Raw genomic sequence first — 19,243 nt, 5'->3', positions numbered from 1 at the left:
CTGCTTCAAAAGCTCAGGAGCCAAACCGAACCTGAACTTTTATCAAGCCCCGCTGTGTAAAGCTGGGCCGCTGACGGGCACAGTCGCCGCGTCCTCTTTGCCTCGCCAACCCAGCAAACGCAGGGCGTTGGCAGTCACGATGGCAGTGGCCCCAGTGTCGGCCAGAATCGCCATCCACAGATTGGTGTAGCCGAGCAGAGTGGTGACCAGGAAAATGGCTTTGAGACCCAGCGCAAAGCCGATATTCCAGCGGATGTTGGTCATGGTGTCGCGCGAAAGCTGCACCAGATCGGCCACGCCCGAAACCCGTCCACGCAGCAAGGCGGCGTCGGCAGCTTCGAGGGCCACGTCGGTGCCGCCTCCCATGGCAATGCCGACATCAGCTTTGGCAAGCGCCGGAGCGTCGTTGATGCCGTCACCGACCATCGCCACATCGCCGTCTTGGCGCAGCTCGCCAATTAAGCGCAGCTTGTCTTCGGGAAGCAGTTCGGCCCGCACGTCCAGGCCCAACTGAGCGGCAATGGCTTTGCCGGTGCGGGCATTGTCGCCGGTCAACATCACAGTCTTGACACCCATCGCTTTGAGGCGGGCAATCGCCTGCGCCGCGTCGGGTCTGGCTTCGTCGCGAATAGCCACCACACCCAGCACCTGATCCGAACTGTGCAGCACCACCACGGTTTTCCCGGCTTCTTCAAAGGCCGTGAGGCGTTGCTGAAGATCTGGCGCGAGGTTTAAGGTGCTGGCGACATGCTTGGGCGAGCTGACAAACAGGGGGCGGCCTTCCACGGTGGCCGTCACGCCTTTTCCGGCGAGGGCGGCGGCGGCTTCAGCAGCAGGCACACTCAGGCCCGCCGACTTGGCCGCGCCGCTGATGGCCTGCGCCAGCGGATGCGAGCTTCCAGCTTCCACGGCGGCGGCGAGGCGCAGCACTTCCGACTCTGACAAGGCCGCGCCCAGCACGTCGGTGACGCGCGGCTGGCCCGCCGTCAGGGTGCCGGTTTTGTCGAAGGCCACCGTTTTGACACTGCCGATGGTTTCCAGCGCCGCGCCGCCCTTGATCAGCAGTCCGCGCCGGGTGCCCGCGCTCACGGCGCTGGTAATCGCGGCGGGCACGCTCAGCACCAAAGCGCAGGGGCAACCGATCAGCAGCAAGGTGATGCTCTTGTAAAGCCACAGATGCCACTCGGCCCCCAGCAGCAGCGGCGGAATAAGCGCCACCAGCGCCGACACCAGCACCACGCCCGGTGTGTAGAGGCGGCTGAAGCGGTCGATGAAGCGGGCGGTGGGAGCCTTGCTGCCCTCAGCTTCCTCGACCAGGTGAATGATGCGGGCGATGGTGTTGTCGGCGGCGGCCTTGTCGACCTTGACGGTCAATACACCGCTGCCGTTGATGCTGCCTGCGAACACCGCGTCGCCCACGTTTTTGTCCACCGGCATACTCTCGCCGGTTACGGGGCTGTCATCTAAGCTCGATTGACCCGCCGTGATGCTGCCGTCGGCGGGCACCCGGCTGCCGGGGCGCACCTGCACCATTTGCCCGACTTCCAGGGTGTCGGCGGGCACTTCGCGCATCTCGTTGCCGTCCATCAGGAGCGCTGTCTTGGGCGTCAGGGCCGAGAGCGCCTGAATGCCCGCCCGCGCCCGGCCCGCCGCCACACCTTCGAGGAGTTCGCCCACCGCGAAGAAGAACACCACCACCGCGCCCTCCGCCGCTTGCCCGATCAGCACCGCACCGATGGCCGCGAGTGACACCAGCAAGTTGATGCTGAAAAAGTCGCCCAACCGGGCACTCGCCACCGCACTTTTGGCCAGTGGCCAGACGCCCAGTAAGGTGGCGGCCACGTAGCCGTAGAGGGCGAGCTGAGGAGCCACGAAGCCGAACACCCACGCCAGCGCCAGCAGCACACCCGAGGTCAGCACCAATTTGCCCTGAGTGCCTTTGTACCAGAGGGTGTTGGGCGGCAGGACTTCATGGGTGTGGCCCGCGTGATCCTGTCGAGCATGGTCATGCGAGTCGTGGTCGTGGCCCGCATGACCATGCTCGGGGCTTTTGGGTTGAACGGGAGCAGCCCGCAGCGTCGGCGTGTAGCCGAGTGAACGCAAATGGGTTTCCAGGGTCTGGCGCGGAGTCTGGGCTTCGTCAAGTTCAAGGATCAGGGTCTGCTTGGTGAAACTGGTCTTGACTTCCCCGGTGCCGGGCAAACGCCCCACCACCCGCTCGACTTTTTGCACGCAACTGGCGCAGTCCATGCCCTCCACGAAGTAGGTCAGGCTAGAAGCCTCGGAGACGGAAGGCAAGGAAGGAGGACGGGTCATGTCTCAGTATACCTGAATGACTGCTCATATGTTGGTTTGAGCGTGGAAGGCCAGGTCAGCACCCGATAGCAGCCAAGATTACCAAGCGCCGCTGCAAGGTTTGACACGTTGAAGCGGATGAAAGCCTTGATTCCGTTTCCACTCGTCCAGAACCCGAAAGCGGGCCAGCCATGAGCGCCCAAGAACGCGCCGCCGTGATCGCCGCCCTCAACGGGCCAGCCGTAACAGCTCCGACCCGCGCCACCCTGCTGGAGCGGCTGGACGCCCGCTATGAGCGGCAATTTCTGAGCGAAACAGAGTTCGCTCGGCTGCGAGCGGTGGCCGTCCGACTGGTGCCGCACGACCCCGCCGAGATGGACTTGAGCGGCCTAATCGACCAGCGTCTCCACCAAAACTTATCGGACGGCTGGCGCTACGCCGACACCCCCGCTGACGGCCCGGCGTATCAGGGGCTGCTGGCGGCCTTGCCAAGCAACTTTGAAACGCTCTCCGGTGACGAGCAGGACGCCGCCATTCACGAGTTGCAAGCCAGTCAGCCGCACCCGTTTGAAGACCTTCTGGCCGAGCTGACCGAAGGTTTTATGGCCCACCCCTTGACCCAGTACCGCTTTGGCTACGCCGGATTTATGGACGCGCCGGGCTGGCCGAGGGTAGGGCCGAATGAATTGGAAGCGCGGGAGATCGCTTACGGGGAGTCCGGAAATGACCAATAATCCTGAGCTGGACGTGCTGGTGATCGGCACCGGAGCGGGCGGAGCGCCGCTGCTGGCCCGCCTGGCCGCCGCTGGGCTGCGGGTGCTGGCCCTCGAAGCGGGCGTGCGCCACCGCCCCGCCGAGATGCCCACCGACGAAGTGGCGCAGGCCGGGCTGTTTTGGATGGACGAGCGGCTGTCGGCGGGCAAAGACCCGGTGGGCTTCGGGCGCAACAACTCCGGGCGCGGAGTCGGCGGCAGCACCCTGCACTACACTGCTTACACTCCCCGCGCCCAGCCCGACGACTTTGAGCTGCTTAAGGAATTTGGTCAGGGCGTGGACTGGCCGCTGAGCTACGCCGACTTGGAACCGTATTACGACGAGGTCGAGCAGTTCCTGGGCGTGTCCGGCCCCAGCGAGTACCCCTGGGGGCCGCCCCGTCAGCGGCCTTACCCACACCCGGCCTTGCCACTCAACGGCGCGGCGCTGCTAATGGAGCAGGCCGCCCAGCAAAGCGGCATCCGCACCTCGGCGGCGGCCAACGCGGCGCTGAGCCGACCCCAGGAGCAGGAAGGTTACGGTCTGCGCCCGGCGTGCAGCAACCGGGGTTTTTGTCAAGCGGGCTGCTCCACCGGGGCCAAAGCCAGTCTGGACGTAACCTATCTGGCGCTGGCCGAGGCGAGGGGCGCAACCATCTGGGAGGGGGCACAGGTCACCAAGCTGCTGATGAAGGGAGGCCGTGTCAGCGGAGCAGAATTCGTGCGCGGCGGCAAAACCCAGACCCTGCACGCCCGGCAAGTGGTGCTGGCGGCGGGGGCCATCGAAACGCCCCGGCTGCTGCTGCTCAGCGGCGTCGGGAATAGCAGTGAGCAGGTCGGGCGCAACTTCATGGCCCACGTCGGGGTGCAGGTCTGGGGCCTGGTGGACGACGATCTGCGGCCCTATAAAGGCATTCCCGGCGGCCTGATCAGCGAGGATTTCCACCGGATACCGGGGCTGGTCGGCGGCTACCTGCTGCAATCGCTGGGCGTCATGCCAGTGACCTATGCCACCCAGTACGCACGCGGCACCGGCAAATGGGGCGCAGCCCTCAGCGAGCACCTGAGCCAGTACAACCACGTGGCGGGCATCAATGTCTTGGGCGAATGCCTGCCTTACGCCGGGAATTTCCTCGAACTGTCCAGCGAACTCGACGAGCGCGGGCTGCCCAAACCGCTGATTCACTTCAGCTTCGGTGAGAACGAGCACCGGATGGCCAAACACGCCGAAACGGTGATGCGTGACCTCTGGGCCAAGATCGGCGCACGCGAAGTCTGGGCGCTGCCCCGCGCTGCACACACCATCGGCACCGCCCGGATGGGCCACGACCCGAGCAGCAATGTGGTGGACGCCTTCGGACGCTCTCACGACACGCCGGGATTGTGGATTTGCGACAACTCCACCTTTCCCAGTTCGCTGAGCGTCAATCCGGGCCTGACCCAGATGGCGCTGAGCCTGCGAACCGCCGACGCCCTGATTGCCGAGTTGAAAGCGTGAGCGAACCGCGTCTGGTGCTGGTTCACGGCTTCGGCACTTCTGCGCATTTGTGGCGGCGGGTTCGCGCTGGGCTCGCCGCAGAGCCGCTGACCCCAGATTTGATGGGCTTCGGGGACGCGGCGGCGCTCGGAAAGCTGGGCCAGACCACCGGAGACATGGCCGGGCAATTGGCGGACGTGTTGCAGGCCGCAGGCGGCGGGCCATTCAAGCTGGTGGGGCACTCGATGGGCGGCAAAGTGGTGCTGCTGCTGGCCGCCCGATTTCCGGCGCTGGTGACCGAACTGTTGTTGGTGGCTCCCTCGCCGCCCACACCGGAGCCGATGACCGAGGAGGGCCGCGCTGAATTGCGCTCGGCTTACGGCGACTCGGCGGCGCTGGACGCGCAGCAAAAGCACATCACGCTTGAGCCGCTGGCCGAGCCAGACCGCCAGCAATTTATCCAAGACGGCCAGCGGGCCAGCCGGGACGCCTGGCAAGCCTGGCCAGACGTGGGCAGCCGCGAGGACATCAGCGGCGAGATCAGCAGGTTGACCCTGCCCATTCAGGTGCTGTTTTCGGAGGACGATCCAGCGATTGACGCAGACACCATCCGCTCTCAGGTGCTGGCGAACTTACCGGGAGCGCGGGCCACTGCCGTGCGGGGCTGCGGACACCTGATGCCGCTGGAAGCGCCGCAGCATGTCTTGACCGCTTTGAACGGCTGAACAGCGCCCCTCACGCCCTTTATGGGAATATCATCAGAAAGGCGGACGTAAAACTCAGAATTGCTTCTCTAGACTGAGCGGTATGCGGTTTGTTCGGAAGCCTAAACCTTACACCAGCGGCCCCCTGAGCGGCCTTAATTGGGGTGGCCTGAGTTCGCCTCGTTTTCAGCGCCGTGCCCAGCCACACTCCACTCAGCCCCGCCTGTCTCCGGGCAAAGCGGGCAAGCCGCGCCCCCTGTCTCAACCGCGTCCGGCCCGCGCCAGTCGGACGCCCGCCCATTGGGGCCAGCGGAGCGTGACTGCTCTGGCCGCCCTCGGCACAGTGGTCGTTTTGCTGATCGGCGGCTCGGCCCTCTACAACCAATTCAACCGCGAAGCCCAGTTCGCGGCGGTGGCGACTCATCTGGCGGATCTGGGGCGTTGAGCGTTTCTCCCCTGTTCACTTCGCCGCGCCGCCCAGCCCTGATCTGGCGGCTGCTCAGATGGCTGCTGGCGGGCGTCGGCATTGTCACGGTGCTGACTTTGCTGACCGGGCTGGCAGGCGCGGCGCTGACCGGCTCGCTCTCCAAAACCTGGAATCTCAAAGACCAGATCGAGCCGATCCGGGTGCTGGACAACAAAGGCAACGATATGGGCGTGATCGACCACTGCGACGAGGTGCAGGGCCAGCAACCCAGCAACCCGGTACCGTGTCGCGAGACGCTGACCCTGCCACTATCCGCCGTCTCCAGGGAATTTTTGCTGGCGTATATCAGCAAGGAAGACGTGCGCTACTTTGGGCACCCCGGCATCGATCTGGGGCGCATTCCCAAGTCGCTGCTCAGCCGCGCGGGGGGCAGCACCCTCACCATGCAGCTGCTCAAAAACAACGTGCTGGCCGGGCACTTCGACTACGATACTGGTCGCACCGGTGTGAGCCGCGACGTGGCGGGCATTTTCAGAAAAGCCGCCGAGTACGTGCTGGCCCCGCTGCTGAGCCTGCGCTACAGCAAGGCTGAGGTGCTGGAGATGAGCGTCAACAGCTTGCCCTGGCTGGGCATCGGCCAGCGCAAGGGCATTCACGACGCTGCCCGCATCATGTTCGGGGTGCCTGCCAGCGATCTGAGCCTGGCCCAGAGTGCTTTTCTGGTGGGATTGCTGCCGCGCCCCAGCACTTATCTGGTGACGGATAAAACCCCGCTGACCGACTCCACCGAACGGTTCCGGGCCATGCGGGCGCAGCAGCTTCTTACGCTGGGGCTGCTGCACACTCACACCCTGATTACCGACGACCAGTACGCGCAGGCAGTGGGCGAGCAGGTGCAGCCGAGCCTCTGGCGGGTGGACTACGCTGGATACGGTCCCAACCTGATGGTGGCGCGGGCCAGCCGCAACCCCGATTACCGCAGCGACCCCGATCCAGCCTGGACTTTGCAGGCCCTGGTCAAGCGCGAGTTGCAGCAGAGCGGCATTTCGCCCGCCCGCGCCGCCACCGTGACCCTGACCATCGACGCGCAGGCCCAGCGCGATCTGAATGCCCGCGTCAGCGAGAACCGGGCCAACGTGGGCGAAGGGGCCGCCGTCATCAACGTGGCCGACGGCGGGATTCTGGCCCTGGCGAGCAGCACCGGCGGCAACCTCAGCGGCGAGTCGGGCCAGCAGTGGGCCGTCAGCGCCCGCCGCCCGGTGGCCAGCACCGTCAAACCGCTGCTGTATTCCGCCGCTTTCGGGCAGGGAGCGGGCAGCCTCAATCAGCTCAGCCGCTTCCGCGATCAGCCGACCAGCTATTATGGGCAGGCGATTGGCAACAACACCGGCACCTTCCTGAACCAGAGCGTGACCGTCCGCGAGGCCGACACCCGCTCGCTCAACACCGTGGCGGTGCAGGTCGGCTTGCAGTATCAGCAGCCGCTGACAAGGGCGCTGAGCGCGGTGGGCTACACCAAAGACGCGGCCAACACCTCCAGCCCGGCCCTCGGAACCTGGCGGGCCTCACCGCTGCAAGTCGCGGGCGCGTATGCCAGCTTCGCCAACGGGGGCAGCTGGTGTCCGCCGCATCTGCTGGCGGCGGTCTACGACGCTTCGGGGCGGCGCTTGCCGTTGCCGCCGCGAAGCTGCGTTCCGCTGTGGGACAGCCGCGTGGCGTACCAGACGTTTGACATGCTGACCGCAGCGGTGTCGGGTGACGCTTCGCACGTCAAGTTTTTGCGGCCATCCTTTTTTTCGGGCCTGCTGGGCAGCGCGGCGCAGCTCGGGGCCAAGTCCGGCACCAGCGACAACGTGAACGACACCTGGTGCGCGGGCGTCACGCCGGAATACGCCATGGCCGTCTGGCTGGGCGATCCCAGCGGCGTCTCAGCCGTGCCCACCGACCTCTACCGCCACCAGGCCGCTTGCCGCGAGATCAGTTTTTTGCGCCAGCTGCCGCACACCCTCACCGAATTGCCGATGCCCACCGGACTGCGGCGCGTGGACGGCGCGGCGGTGCCGGAAGCGGGCATCGTGCTGCAAAACCCACCGCAAAATCCCGCGCCGACTTCCTCACCTTAAAACGATTTTCAACGTGGAGACTTCTTTTATGACCAGTTTTGCCCTGTTTCCTCTCCTTTCCAGCTTGCTCGTGCCCACCCCGCTCAGCGCGGCCTCGGTGCTGGGGCTGAGTTCTCCGCCCATCCACATGGTGATCGCCGTGGACATGACCGGCAGCAGCAAAAATCCGGCGTTTCAGTACGCGCCGCAGGCCCGCCTCATCGCCCAGAATGTCATGCTCAATCAGGTCAAGAGTGGCGACAGCGTGACCTTGCTGCAAGTCTGTAGCGGCGTCAAGACCATCGCCGATTTCCAGTACCAGGGGGCCAACGGCGCTCGGATGCCCAAGAGCGATATTTTGCGCTATTCCAACGCCTTGACCGCTCCCTGCAAGGGCAGAGGCAGCGCCATTACCGCCGGGTTCAGCGCTGCCACTTCGGCGGGGCAGCGCACCAAAGACGCCAAGACCGTGGTGGTTTACTTTACCGACGGAGCCGTGCTGGACGACCCGCAGCGCTCGACTTTGCCCAGCGTGTTCAGCAAACTGCTGGGCCGCAGCACCGCCACCGTCTTTATTGCGGGCCTCAGCCCCGAGGCTGACGCCACGGGCAGCAGCATCCGCGACAGCTTCACGGCCCAGCTCGGCAAGGCCGCCAACGACAAACGGGTGATTCTGGCCGGAGCGTACGACCTCGCCAACGTGTATCCGAGCTTTGCCGCCGCTGTCAAGGCAGACCGCCGATGACCACGCTTGATCCTAATCAAATACAGCCAGATCAGATGGAGGAAAACCAAACCGAGACGGCCAGCGAGACTCTTTCCCCTCCCTACGGGCAGCTAAATATGGTGTTCGATGCTGTGCAAAATGAACAGCCGCCCGCCGATCCCGCTGTCGATCAATCTCATCTGGCCGCCCTGCCCACGCCCGAAGCGCTCAGCGCCCAGCAGTTCATGCCGGTGCTGCCGCCCGCCGAGCTGGAAACGTATCTCAGCGATGTGCAGCGTGACATTCAACTGATCGACGACGAAGCCCAGCGCTCGGATTTGCTGCGCCGCGCCCGCGTCCTTGACCTGGGAGTGCGCCAGTACGAAGTCAATTACAATGTGACTTACGCGGCCCTGACCCGCGCTCTGGCCGAAACGGGAGTGGGCGTGCGGCAATCCTGGTCGCGCCAAGAGCAGCACCTCAAGTTCATGAACGATTCGAGCAGCGCCAGCGAGCGGGCCTACACTCAGGCCACCGAAGCGATTGAGCAGGCCACCCAGCAGCGCTTCGACGCTTTGATCGAGCAAGGCGTCAGCCCGTACACCCGCGACGCCGACGACCTCTACGGACAAGCGGCGCTGGCCTCGCTCGCCAAAGAAGGCCAGCCCTACCGCCCCGAGCCGGACAAGTCGCTGAGCGCCAAAGCCTTTTCGTTTTTTGCGGTGTTCAGCAAATTTTTCGTGGGCCTGATCAGCGGCATCAGCATCAATTTGCTGTTCAACCCTGACAATCTGCTGTATATGACCATCATTGCTCTCAGTGCTGGCGTGATGTTCAGCGTCTTGCTGCTGTGGCTGCTCGAAGAACTGGCTTACCGCACCCAGCTCAGCGCCACGCGGCGGAGCGCGGCGTCTCTGTTGACGGCTATCCTGCTGATCAGCTCGCTGTATCTGGTGGTGGAAGGCTACCTCAACTGGGACGGCATCTTAAGAGTCACGCAGCAACTCGCCGCCAACGCCGCCCAGAGCAGCACTTTGCAAGACCTCTCGGCTCCTAGTTCAGACGTACCGACCACCCCGCAACACTGGTCGCTGCTGGCCTTTACGGTCTCGCTGGTCAGCATGGCGATTGGGGCCGCTCTGATTCAGGGCCGCAATCGCGCCCACCACCAACAAGAAGACGAGCGCCTCAGCCGCCGGGTCGCCGACCTCAAGACCAGCGGCGACCTCCGTAGCGCCGCCCACGCCACCACCTTACCGGCGCTGCTTGAAGACGCCCGCAGCCGCATTCAGCCGCCACGCGACATCAGCAGCCCCAAACACGCCAAGCTCAATGAGCGGGTGCTCAACTGGTGGGAAAAAGAGCGCGATACCCAGATCAGCGAACTGAGCAGCGCCATCGTAAGTGAGGCGCAAGGACTTCAAAAAGCGCTGGAAACGCTGGCCCAGGACGTACAGCGCTCCCGTTTTCCCAAAACGCGGCGCGGCTTGGCAGGGTTGTTTTAGTGGGGTTGGCCCTGTTTCGGCTGAGCGAACAAGCTCGGCCAAACAGCACTCCGGTGTGGCTCCATTCCCCACGCCACTGCGCTATTGTGATTTAATTCTCAGAGCACCAGTAAACAGCTTGAGAGGGCGGGGATGGTCTGCACGTTGAGGAAAGCCGCATGAAAGCATTGAAATCAAATGGGCGCTCCAAAGCGGCGCTTGGTCTGTGGCTGGGCGGCTGGCTGCCGGAGCGGGGATGACGTTTTCCATGCTGCTGTCGCTCACCGATAGTCTTTTCTTTGCGCTGATCTTGTTTCCGTCGTTTGCCATTTTGGTGAGCCTGAGCTTTTCCGCCGAGCAAAATTGGAAGACCAAAGTCTTTCGCGGCTTGGTGTATTTGGGCGCGGGCCTCGCCTGCTTGATGCATACCCACACGTTTGCGCCGGGCTTTTACCTTGATTTCAGGGAAGTTCCGGTGGCGCTGGCCAGCAGCTTCATGGGCACGCCCTGGGGAGTGCTGATCGGCGCAGCACTCTCCCTCTATCACTGGCTGATTTTGGGACAGCAGGGCGCGGCAATCGCCAGCTTGCAACTGGCCAGCGTGGTGGGCATAGCCGCTCTTTTGCGCCGCAGCAAGATCAAAATCGGCCAGTCTCTCAAACAAAGGGCCGTGTACGCCGCGCTGCTGTTTGTGCCGAGCAGCGCCGTCTTGCTGCTCAATTTTGTGCGGGCCCCGCAGGCATTCAGCGTGGCCGCCGAACTGTACATCATCAAAGTGGTCTTTAGCATCACCGGCTTTTGCTTGTGGGCCGCGCTGGTGTCGCTGGCCCGGCAAACCGTGGTCAGCAACCGCCGCTACCAGCGCCTCGCCACCCGCGACGCCCTGACTGGCCTGCACAACCGCTACGCTTTTGAAGAAGATCAGCCGCCGCTCAGCCCGAACCACCCCGAGGCCCGTTTTTTGCTGCTGCTCGACCTCGACCATTTCAAACGGGTCAACGACGAACACGGCCACCTCTACGGCGACCAAGTGCTTAAGCAGTTCAGCAAGGTGCTGAGTGCTCACCTCAATGAGCGCAGCCGGGCTTACCGGGTGGGCGGCGAGGAATTCGCGGTGCGGCTGAGCGTCAAGCACGCAGAAGCTCAGCACACCGTGCAGGCCTTCACTCAGCAGCTGCAAGCGGCTTTGGCCGAAGTGCAGCGCAAGCACTTCAGCAGCCTCAATTTTGCGCTGACGGTATCCGGCGGCTTGGTCGCTGAGGGCGAACAGGCCTTTCAGCGGGCCGATGAGCTGCTGTATTTGGCCAAGGGAGCCGGGCGCAATCAAATTCTGGCCGAGTGGCAACCGCGACCAGAAGCGCTGCCGCCTTCACCGTTTAACGACGCTTCTCCCGGCGCGGCCACCATCCGCTCGCTGCTGAGATTTCTGGCGGAGCAGGGCAGCGACGAGCCAGACTTGCCGGGCCTGCTCAGAGCCGCCATCCTCTGCGTGCCGGGGGCCGAAGCCGGCAGCTTGTCGGTGCGCGACGGTGAGGAGTGGGTGGTGCGCGGCGAAGTGGGATACGGCGAAGCGCTGCTCGGCGTCCGGTACACCTTTTCACAAATGCAAAATTGGCACGGCGACCTTAAACAGTTGCAGCAGGGCCAGCCGCGCCTGCTGACCGGCGAAGCCCTACAGCTCCATTCCCAGCGTGATGTGGAGCCGCCGGATATCCCTGCTTCGGTCAGGCGCATCCAAGAAATCAAAGCCAATTTGCTGCTTCCGATTGTGGTGCAGGGCAAAGTGGTCGCCGAACTCAATCTCGACAATCTGCACGATCCGGCGGCCTTTGGTTCCACCTCACTGGAATTGGCCAAAGAATTCGCGCTGTGGGCCGCCGCTGTGATGGCCGCCCACGAACGCCGCCACCAGCACCAAGCCGATCAGGAAAGCGCCCTGCTGATGCTGGGGCTGGCCCTAGAGACCCGCGACGGAGCCACCCAGGGGCACACCCGCCGCGTCGTAGAGCTCTCCAGCGCACTCGGCCAGCACTTGGCCCTGAGTGACGAGCAACTCGGAGCGCTCAGGCAGGGCGCTTACCTCCACGATCTGGGCAAACTGCAAGTGGCTGACCGCGTGCTGCTCAAATCCGGCCCCTTCGACGCCGAAGAAGAAGCGCTGATGCAGCGGCATGTCGAGCTGGGCACGCAACTGGCCGAGCATTTTCCCAATGTCTCGCCCGACGCCTGCAAGATCATTGAGTTTCACCATGAACGCTGGGACGGTGCCGGCTACCCCAGGGGCGTCTCAGGCAAGGACATCCCGCTGCTGGCCCGCATTTTTGCAGTGGCCGACGTCTACGACGCCTTGGTGAGCGAACGGCCTTATAAAGCCGAATGGACGCCGGAAGCCGCCATTTGGGAAATCGTCGCCCAGCGCGGCGTGCAGTTTGACCCTGAAGTGGTGGACGCCTTCGTGGAATTGATGGACGACCCGCACAGCCGTGAGCCGTCTCACTGGGCTGCCCCAGACACCGCTCAGCCCCACTCCTGAACGCAGTTTTGACCTGAAAGTGGTGAAAGCAACGTTGCCCCTAAAAACTCCCCTTGAAGCCTGACCATCTGGGTCACGGCTTCGCGGGGAGGTGCGCGGCGCTTGAGGGCAAGCGTTTGGTTGTGGTGCCGGGAATGGGAATAGCCGAGTGTTTATCTGGGCAAAAGAGAAGTGCCCATCAAAAAGCGGTCGATTTCCCGCGCCGCTTGCCGCCCCTCACGGATGGCCCAGACCACCAACGACTGACCGCGCCGCATATCGCCCGCCGCGAAAACGCCCGGCACATTGGTGAAGTAGCCGGTCTCGTCGTCGGTTCCGGCCTGAGCGTTGCCGCGTCCGTCGCGCTCCACGCCGAATTTCTCTAAGATGCCGCCCACCGGACTCATGAAACCCATCGCCAGCAGCACCAGATCGGCGGGTAAAAATTCCTCGCTCCCTTCCACTTCCACCATCTTGCCGCCTTCCCACTGCACCCGCACCGTGCGGATGCCCGTCAGCTTGCCGTCTTCACCGACAAATTCGCGGGTGGCGATGGCAAATTCACGCACGCCGCCTTCCTGATGGCTGCTGCTGGTGCGCAGGCGGTAAGGCCAGTAGGGCCAGCTCAGCGGCTTGTATTCTTCTTCTGGCGGCATCGGCATCAGCTCGAACTGGGTGACACTTTTCGCGCCCTGGCGGTGGCTGGTGCCCATGCAGTCCGAGCCGGTGTCGCCGCCGCCGATCACGATCACGTTTTTGCCCGTTGCCAGAATCTGCCCGTCACTTGGCCCGCCGTGATTGACTCTATTTTGCTGCGGCAAAAATTCCATTGCAAAATGCACGCCGCTCAGCTCGCGCCCCGGCACCGGGAGGTCGCGGGGATGCTCGGCCCCGCCGGAGAGCAGCACGGCGTCAAATTCTGCTTTCAGGTCGTCCGGATTGACCGTCTCGGTGTGGTGCGAGGTGACCTTGAGCTTTTCTGGCAACTCGCCCACCAGCACGCCGGTGCGGAACACCACGCCCTCTGCCTGCATCTGCTCGACCCGGCGGTCGATCTGGTGCTTTTCCATTTTGAAATCGGGGATGCCGTAACGCAGCAGACCGCCCACCCGTTCGTTTTTCTCGAAGACCGTGACGGCATGCCCGGCGCGGGCAAGTTGCTGCGCGGCGGCCATTCCGGCGGGGCCGCTGCCGATGACCGCTACTGTTTTGCCGGTCACAAAAGCGGGCGGCTGCGGCGTAACCCAGCCTTCTTGCCACGCCCTATCGATAATGGCCCGCTCGATGCTCTTGATGCCCACCGCGTCGTCGTTGAAATTCAGCGTGCAGGCCGCCTCGCAGGGCGCGGGACAAATCCGCCCGGTGAATTCGGGAAAGTTGTTGGTGGAATGCAGCACGTCGATGGCCGATTTCCAATCGTTTTGGTACACCAGATCATTGAAATCGGGAATGATGTTGTTGACCGGGCAGCCGTTGTTGCAAAAGGGAATGCCGCAGTCCATACAGCGGGCAGCCTGCTGCTTGGCGTCGCCTTCTTTGAGGGTGTGCACGAACTCGCGGTAGTGCCGCAGGCGGGCGTCGGCGGGTTCGTAGGTGTCACTGACGCGGTTGTATTCTAAAAATCCGGTGATTTTTGCCATTGGTGAATTCTCCTGCGGGTGGGGATAAGGTCATGAGCGCCAGCGAATAAAGTACTCTGCTCTACTTCGTGTGCGTGGCAATCCCCGCCGCCACTTCGCCGGGAATGGTGCCCGCCGCTTCGCTGACCTGAAGGCTGTTCATCTCGCCCAGCGCCCGGCGGTACTCGTGCGGGTAGACTTTGACGAATTTGCCCAGCGCCGCTTCCCAGTGGTCGAGCAGGTCGCCGGCCCGCAAGGAACCCGTCCAGGCGTGGTGGTCTTCGATCAGCTTGCGGAGTTGCTCTTCGTCGGTCAGGCCTCTGTGGAGGTGACCGTCGCCCTGGCCGAGGCGCAGTTGTTCGAGCTGAGCTTCGCCGGACAGCAGCGGCACCATCTCCACCATCGTGGTGTTGCAGCGGTGCTTGAAGGTGCCGTCCTCGTCGTAGACGTAAGCCACGCCGCCCGACATGCCCGCCGCGAAGTTGCGCCCGGTCTGACCCAGCACCACCACCGTGCCGCCGGTCATGTATTCGCAGCCGTGATCGCCGGTGCCCTCGACCACCGTACTGGCTCCGCTGAGCCGCACCGCGAAGCGCTCGCCCGCCACGCCCCTGAAAAAGGCCTCGCCGGAAGTCGCGCCATACAGCACGGTATTGCCAGCGATCGTGTTTTTGGTGGCGTCGCCCCTGAAGTCGATGCTCGGGCGAATCACGACCCGCCCGCCTGACAGCCCCTTGCCGGTGTAGTCGTTGGCATCGCCGACCAGGTAAAGCGTGATGCCCTGCGCCAAGAACGCGCCGAAGCTCTGGCCGCCGGTGCCTTCCATCCGGACATGAATGAAGTCGTCCGGCAGGCCTTCCGGGCGCAGGCGAATCAACTCGCCCGAGAGCATCGCGCCCACCGTGCGGTTGACATTGCGGGCCGGCTGCAAAATCTGAATCGGCTCGCTGCCGTTAAAAGCGGCGCGGACTTTTTGAATCAGCACGTGATCGAGCGCCCGCTCCAGGCCGTGATCCTGCCCGCTTTCGTGGCGGCGCAGATAATCACCTTCGGGCCGGTAAAACACGCGGCTGAAATCCAGACCCCGCGCTTTCCAGTGCTCGATGCCGCTGCGGGTGTCTAGAAGATCGCTGCGGCCCACCAGGTCTTCAAATTTGCGGACGCCGAGTGAGGCCATGATGGCGCGGACTTCCTCGGCCACGAAGAAGAAGAAATTGATGACGTGTTCGGGCTTGCCTGCGAACCTTTTGCGGAGTTCAGGGTCTTGGGTCGCCACGCCCACCGGACAGGTATTGAGGTGGCATTTGCGCATCATGATGCAGCCCTCGGCCACCAGCGGCGCAGTGGCAAAGCCGAATTCGTCTGCGCCGAGGAGAGCGCCGATCACCACGTCGCGTCCGGTTTTCATCTGGCCGTCGGCCTGCACTCGCACCCGGTCACGCAAGCGGTTGAGCACCAGTGTTTGCTGCGTTTCGGCCAGGCCCAGTTCCCAGGGCGTTCCGGCGTGCTTGATCGAGCTGTACGGAGAAGCGCCGGTGCCGCCGTCGTGTCCGGCGACCACGATATGATCGGCCTTGGCTTTGGTGACGCCTGCCGCCACCGTCCCGATGCCGACTTCCGACACCAATTTGACCGAGATGTCGGCTCTGGGATTGACATTCTTGAGGTCGTGGATGAGCTGCGCCAGATCTTCGATGCTGTAGATGTCGTGGTGCGGCGGCGGCGAGATCAGGCCCACGCCCGGCACCGAGTGGCGCAGCATCCCGATGTATTCGCTGACCTTGCCGCCCGGCAGTTGGCCGCCCTCGCCGGGCTTGGCTCCCTGCGCCATTTTGATCTGAATCTGGTCGGCGCTGACCAGATACTCGGTGGTCACCCCGAAGCGGCCCGAAGCCACCTGCTTGATCTTGCTGCGCAGGCTGTCGCCATCTTGCAGTTCGTAGTCGGCCAGCAGTTGGCCCGCGCCGAGGATGTCACCGACTTTGGTTCCAGCGCTGATGGTGTTGCCCCTGCGCTCCTCGCGGTAGCGGGCCGGGTCTTCGCCGCCCTCGCCGGTGTTGCTCTTGCCACCGATACGGTTCATGGCGACGGCCAGCGTGGTATGCGCCTCGGTGCTGATGCTGCCGAGCGACATCGCTCCCGTCGCAAAGCGCTTGACGATCTCGGAGGCGGCTTCGACTTCTTCCAGTGGAATAGCAGCCGCCGGATCGGTTTTAAGCTCGAACAACCCACGCAGGGTCATGTGGCGCTTGGACTGGTCGTTGATGATGCTGGAATATTCGCTGAAGGTCTTGGCCTGGTTGGCCCGGACGGCGTGCTGGAGTTTGGCCACCGCGTCGGGCGTCCACATATGCTCCTCGCCCCTGGCCCGCCAAGCGTACTCGCCGCCCACGTCCAGCATGTTGGCCAGCAGCGGATTGTCTCCGAAAGCGGCTTCATGGGTACGAATGGCTTCTTCCATCACTCCAAAAATGTCGATGCCGCCGACCTGGGTACTGGTGCCGGGGAAATACCCGTCCACAAGGTCGTGCGACAGGCCCACCGCTTCAAAAATCTGCGCTCCGCAGTAACTCATGTAGGTGCTGATGCCCATTTTGGACATGATCTTAGAGAGGCCCTTGCCGACGGCTTTGATGTAATTGTAGATGGCCTGCGCACTATCGACGTGGGCGCTGTCGCCCTGCCCGTTGGGATCGGCGTGCAGCGAAATCAGGGTTTCGAGGGCCAGATACGGATGGATGGCCTCCGCGCCGTAGCCCGCCAGCACCGCGAAGTGGTGAATCTCGCGGGCGTCGCCAGTTTCGACGACCAAGCCCGCCGAAGTCCGCAGCCCCTCGCGCACCAGGTAATTGTGAATGGCTGACACCGCCAGCAGGGCGGGCACTGCCACGCGCTCGCGGCTGAGTCTGCGGTCAGAAATAATCAGGATGCTGGCCCCGCCCTTGATGGCGTCCACCGCCTGAGCACGCAGCGAAGCGATTTTGGCTTCCACGCCCTCGCGGCCCCACTCTGCCGGGTAGGTGATGTCGAGTTCATGCGGCTTGAATTTGCCGCGTGTGTGCTCGGAGATGGCCCGCAGCCGCGCCATATCATTGAAATCCAAGATCGGCTGCGAGACTTCTAGGCGCATGGTCGGATTGGCCGCGTTGATATCGAGCAGGTTGGGCTTGGGGCCGATGAAGCTGCGCAGCGACATCACGACGGCCTCGCGGATCGGGTCAATCGGCGGGTTGGTCACTTGAGCGAACAGTTGCCGGAAATAGTTGTAGAGCGGTTTACTCCTGCTGCTCAGCACCGCCAGCGGCGAGTCGTTGCCCATGCTGCCGATGCCCTCTTCCCCGAGCGCGGCCATCGGCCCCATCAAGAATTTCAGGTCTTCTTGGGTGTAGCCAAACGCCTGCTGACGGTCTAAACGGCTCTCGGCGAAGCTGCCGACCTCACCGGACACGTCGATCTGGCTGAGGTTGACCCGCACGTTGTCGATCCACTGGCGGTAAGGCTTGGCTCCGGCGTACTGGGCCTTGAGTTCGTCGTCCTCGATGATCCGGCCCTGATCAAAGTCGATCATGAACATCTTGCCAGGTTGCAGCCGCCACTTGCGGACAATCTGGCGCTCGGGAATCGGCAGCACGCCCGATTCGGAGGCCAGCACCACCAAGTCGTCTTTGGTGACGATATAGCGGGCCGGGCGCAGGCCGTTGCGGTCGAGCATCGCACCGAGTTGCCGCCCGTCGGTGAAGACCATCGCGGCGGGGCCGTCCCAGGGCTCCATCATGGCGGCGTGGTACTCATAAAAAGCGCGGCGCTGCTGATCCATCAAAGCGTTTTGCTCCCACGCTTCGGGAATCAGCATCATGGCCGCCTGCGCCATCGGGTAGCCTGCCAGTGTCAGCAGTTCGAGCGCGTTGTCGAAGGTGGCGGTATCGGACTCGCCCTCAAAGCTGATCGGATACAGCTTCTTGAGATCGTCGCCCAGAATCGGGCTGCTCATCACGCCCTCGCGTGCCCGCATCCAGTTGAAGTTGCCCTTGACGGTGTTGATCTCGCCGTTGTGGGCCACCATCCGGTAGGGGTGGGCCAGCGGCCACTCGGGGAAAGTATTAGTCGAAAAACGCTGGTGAACAAGGGCGAGGGCCGAAACGACCCGCACGTCTTTGAGATCAAGGTAATATTGACCCACCTGAGTCGCCAGCAGCAGGCCCTTGTAAATCACCGTGCGGCACGACATCGACGGCACGTAGTATTCGCTGCTGTGGGTCAGGTTGAGGTAACGAATGGCGTTGGAGGCCACTCGCCGGATGATGTAGAGTTTGCGCTCCAGCGCGTCGGGCACCAAAATGTCGGGGCCGCGCCCGATAAAAATTTGCCGGATGACCGGCTCTTTTTCACGTACGGCGGGCGACATCGGCATGCTTTTATCAACCGGCACTTCGCGCCAGCCCAGTACGACCTGTCCCTCGGCGTGAACGGCCCGCTCGAGTTCCTGCTGACAAAACCTACGCGAGGCGGCTTCTTTGGGCAAGAAAATCATCCCGACGCCGTATTCGCCGGCGGGCGGCAATGTCACGCCCTGAGCCGCCATCTCAGCCCGGTAGAATTCATCGGGAATCTGAATCAGAATCCCCGCGCCGTCGCCCATCAGCTTGTCTGCGCCGACTGCGCCCCGGTGATCCAGATTCTCCAAGATCTTGAGGCCCTGCTCAATGATGCTGTGGGCCTTTTTGCCTTTGATGTGCGCGACCATGCCGACCCCGCAAGCGTCGTGTTCGTTGGCCGGGTTGTATAAGCCCTGCTGAGCCGCCTCAGCCCGCGATTCGTCGGTATAGATATCTGCCGAATTGGTAGATGAAGGATCACGCCTTAAATCTTTATGCAAATCAGATTCTACCGTTTCGGCAACCGGCGTATCTTGATTTTGAATCTCGACTTGGCTTTTCTTTTGCTCCTGCTGATCCTGCATAGCGGTTCCTCCAGTGCTGCCGGACTGAGCCGGGGCGTTGCTGTGCGTACCATAGCGAATCTAAAAGCAGGCTCCGAGGGGTATGTTTATGCATCTCGGGGCCCGCTCACATTGTGGAATATGCTGAGGACGGCTTCAGACTGTCCGTGCAGAGTCTGCCTGACCACATTTCTTTGAGTACTGGGGATCAAACGTGAGAAAATCT

General features: G+C 63.3%; 11 protein-coding genes. 8 read left to right on the top strand and 3 right to left on the bottom strand.

The annotated features are described in order from the left end of the window. Positions 1 to 42: 42 nt before the first annotated feature. The gene (locus EHF33_RS17570) at positions 43 to 2,316 is read right to left on the bottom strand and encodes a heavy metal translocating P-type ATPase (protein ID WP_124874602.1); all 2,274 of its coding nucleotides are present in this window, start codon (positions 2,314 to 2,316) and stop codon (positions 43 to 45) included. A 170-nt stretch (positions 2,317 to 2,486) separates the two neighbouring features. On the opposite strand from EHF33_RS17570, the gene EHF33_RS17565 reads away from it, so the two are divergent. The 8 genes from EHF33_RS17565 (at position 2,487) to EHF33_RS17530 (ending at position 12,480) form a co-directional block, all read left to right on the top strand. Then, on the top strand, positions 2,487 to 3,029 hold the full coding sequence (locus EHF33_RS17565; protein ID WP_124874600.1) for a gluconate 2-dehydrogenase subunit 3 family protein: 543 nt from the start codon (positions 2,487 to 2,489) through the stop codon (positions 3,027 to 3,029). Continuing rightward, positions 3,019 to 4,545 (top strand): GMC family oxidoreductase, encoded by a 1,527-nt coding sequence (locus EHF33_RS17560; RefSeq protein ID WP_124874598.1) that lies wholly within the window; start codon positions 3,019 to 3,021, stop codon positions 4,543 to 4,545. Before EHF33_RS17565 ends, EHF33_RS17560 begins: the two co-directional genes overlap by 11 nt. Continuing rightward, a complete protein-coding gene (locus EHF33_RS17555; RefSeq protein ID WP_241191394.1) occupies positions 4,542 to 5,249 on the top strand; it encodes an alpha/beta fold hydrolase in 708 nt (235 codons plus the stop codon). The genes EHF33_RS17560 and EHF33_RS17555 overlap by 4 nt, the downstream gene beginning before the upstream one ends. A gap of 82 nt (positions 5,250 to 5,331) precedes the next feature. Further along, the gene (locus EHF33_RS17550) at positions 5,332 to 5,673 is read left to right on the top strand and encodes a hypothetical protein (protein ID WP_124874594.1); all 342 of its coding nucleotides are present in this window, start codon (positions 5,332 to 5,334) and stop codon (positions 5,671 to 5,673) included. After that, positions 5,670 to 7,778, top strand: a complete 2,109-nt coding sequence (locus EHF33_RS17545; RefSeq protein WP_124874592.1) for a transglycosylase domain-containing protein — start codon at positions 5,670 to 5,672, stop codon at positions 7,776 to 7,778. The genes EHF33_RS17550 and EHF33_RS17545 overlap by 4 nt, the downstream gene beginning before the upstream one ends. A 28-nt stretch (positions 7,779 to 7,806) precedes the next feature. Continuing rightward, a complete protein-coding gene (locus EHF33_RS17540) occupies positions 7,807 to 8,502 on the top strand; it encodes a VWA domain-containing protein (RefSeq protein WP_124874590.1) in 696 nt (231 codons plus the stop codon). After that, the gene (locus EHF33_RS17535; protein ID WP_241191393.1) at positions 8,499 to 9,968 is read left to right on the top strand and encodes a hypothetical protein; all 1,470 of its coding nucleotides are present in this window, start codon (positions 8,499 to 8,501) and stop codon (positions 9,966 to 9,968) included. Before EHF33_RS17540 ends, EHF33_RS17535 begins: the two co-directional genes overlap by 4 nt. 235 nt (positions 9,969 to 10,203) lie before the next feature. Further along, a complete protein-coding gene (locus EHF33_RS17530) occupies positions 10,204 to 12,480 on the top strand; it encodes an HD domain-containing phosphohydrolase (protein ID WP_124874588.1) in 2,277 nt (758 codons plus the stop codon). Between the two features lie 152 nt (positions 12,481 to 12,632). Here the strand turns inward: EHF33_RS17530 and EHF33_RS17525 are convergent, their stop codons facing one another. Both EHF33_RS17525 and EHF33_RS17520 read right to left on the bottom strand, forming a co-directional pair. Continuing rightward, a complete protein-coding gene (locus EHF33_RS17525; RefSeq protein WP_124874586.1) occupies positions 12,633 to 14,099 on the bottom strand; it encodes a glutamate synthase subunit beta in 1,467 nt (488 codons plus the stop codon). 61 nt (positions 14,100 to 14,160) lie between these two features. Continuing rightward, positions 14,161 to 19,038 carry a glutamate synthase-related protein gene (locus tag EHF33_RS17520; RefSeq protein WP_124874584.1) on the bottom strand — a complete coding sequence of 1,626 codons (4,878 nt, stop codon included), beginning with the start codon at positions 19,036 to 19,038 and terminating at the stop codon, positions 14,161 to 14,163. Between the last annotated feature and the right edge of the window lie 205 nt (positions 19,039 to 19,243).

Source organism: Deinococcus psychrotolerans, from assembly GCF_003860465.1.
Lineage (GTDB): Bacteria > Deinococcota > Deinococci > Deinococcales > Deinococcaceae > Deinococcus > Deinococcus psychrotolerans.
Note: the sequence above shows the minus strand (reverse complement) of the source record. Positions and strands in the feature narration are given on the sequence as shown.

Excerpts from the sequence above, each read along its gene's own strand:
- EHF33_RS17550 (WP_124874594.1), top strand. The coding sequence starts at position 5,332 with ATGCGGTTTGTTCGGAAGCCTAAACCTTACACCAGCGGCCCCCTGAGC.
- EHF33_RS17535 (WP_241191393.1), top strand. The coding sequence starts at position 8,499 with ATGACCACGCTTGATCCTAATCAAATACAGCCAGATCAGATGGAGGAA.
- EHF33_RS17525 (WP_124874586.1), bottom strand. The coding sequence starts at position 14,099 with ATGGCAAAAATCACCGGATTTTTAGAATACAACCGCGTCAGTGACACC.
- EHF33_RS17560 (WP_124874598.1), top strand. The coding sequence starts at position 3,019 with ATGACCAATAATCCTGAGCTGGACGTGCTGGTGATCGGCACCGGAGCG.
- EHF33_RS17570 (WP_124874602.1), bottom strand. The coding sequence starts at position 2,316 with ATGACCCGTCCTCCTTCCTTGCCTTCCGTCTCCGAGGCTTCTAGCCTG.
- EHF33_RS17520 (WP_124874584.1), bottom strand. The coding sequence starts at position 19,038 with ATGCAGGATCAGCAGGAGCAAAAGAAAAGCCAAGTCGAGATTCAAAAT.
- EHF33_RS17530 (WP_124874588.1), top strand. The coding sequence starts at position 10,204 with ATGACGTTTTCCATGCTGCTGTCGCTCACCGATAGTCTTTTCTTTGCG.
- EHF33_RS17565 (WP_124874600.1), top strand. The coding sequence starts at position 2,487 with ATGAGCGCCCAAGAACGCGCCGCCGTGATCGCCGCCCTCAACGGGCCA.
- EHF33_RS17540 (WP_124874590.1), top strand. The coding sequence starts at position 7,807 with ATGACCAGTTTTGCCCTGTTTCCTCTCCTTTCCAGCTTGCTCGTGCCC.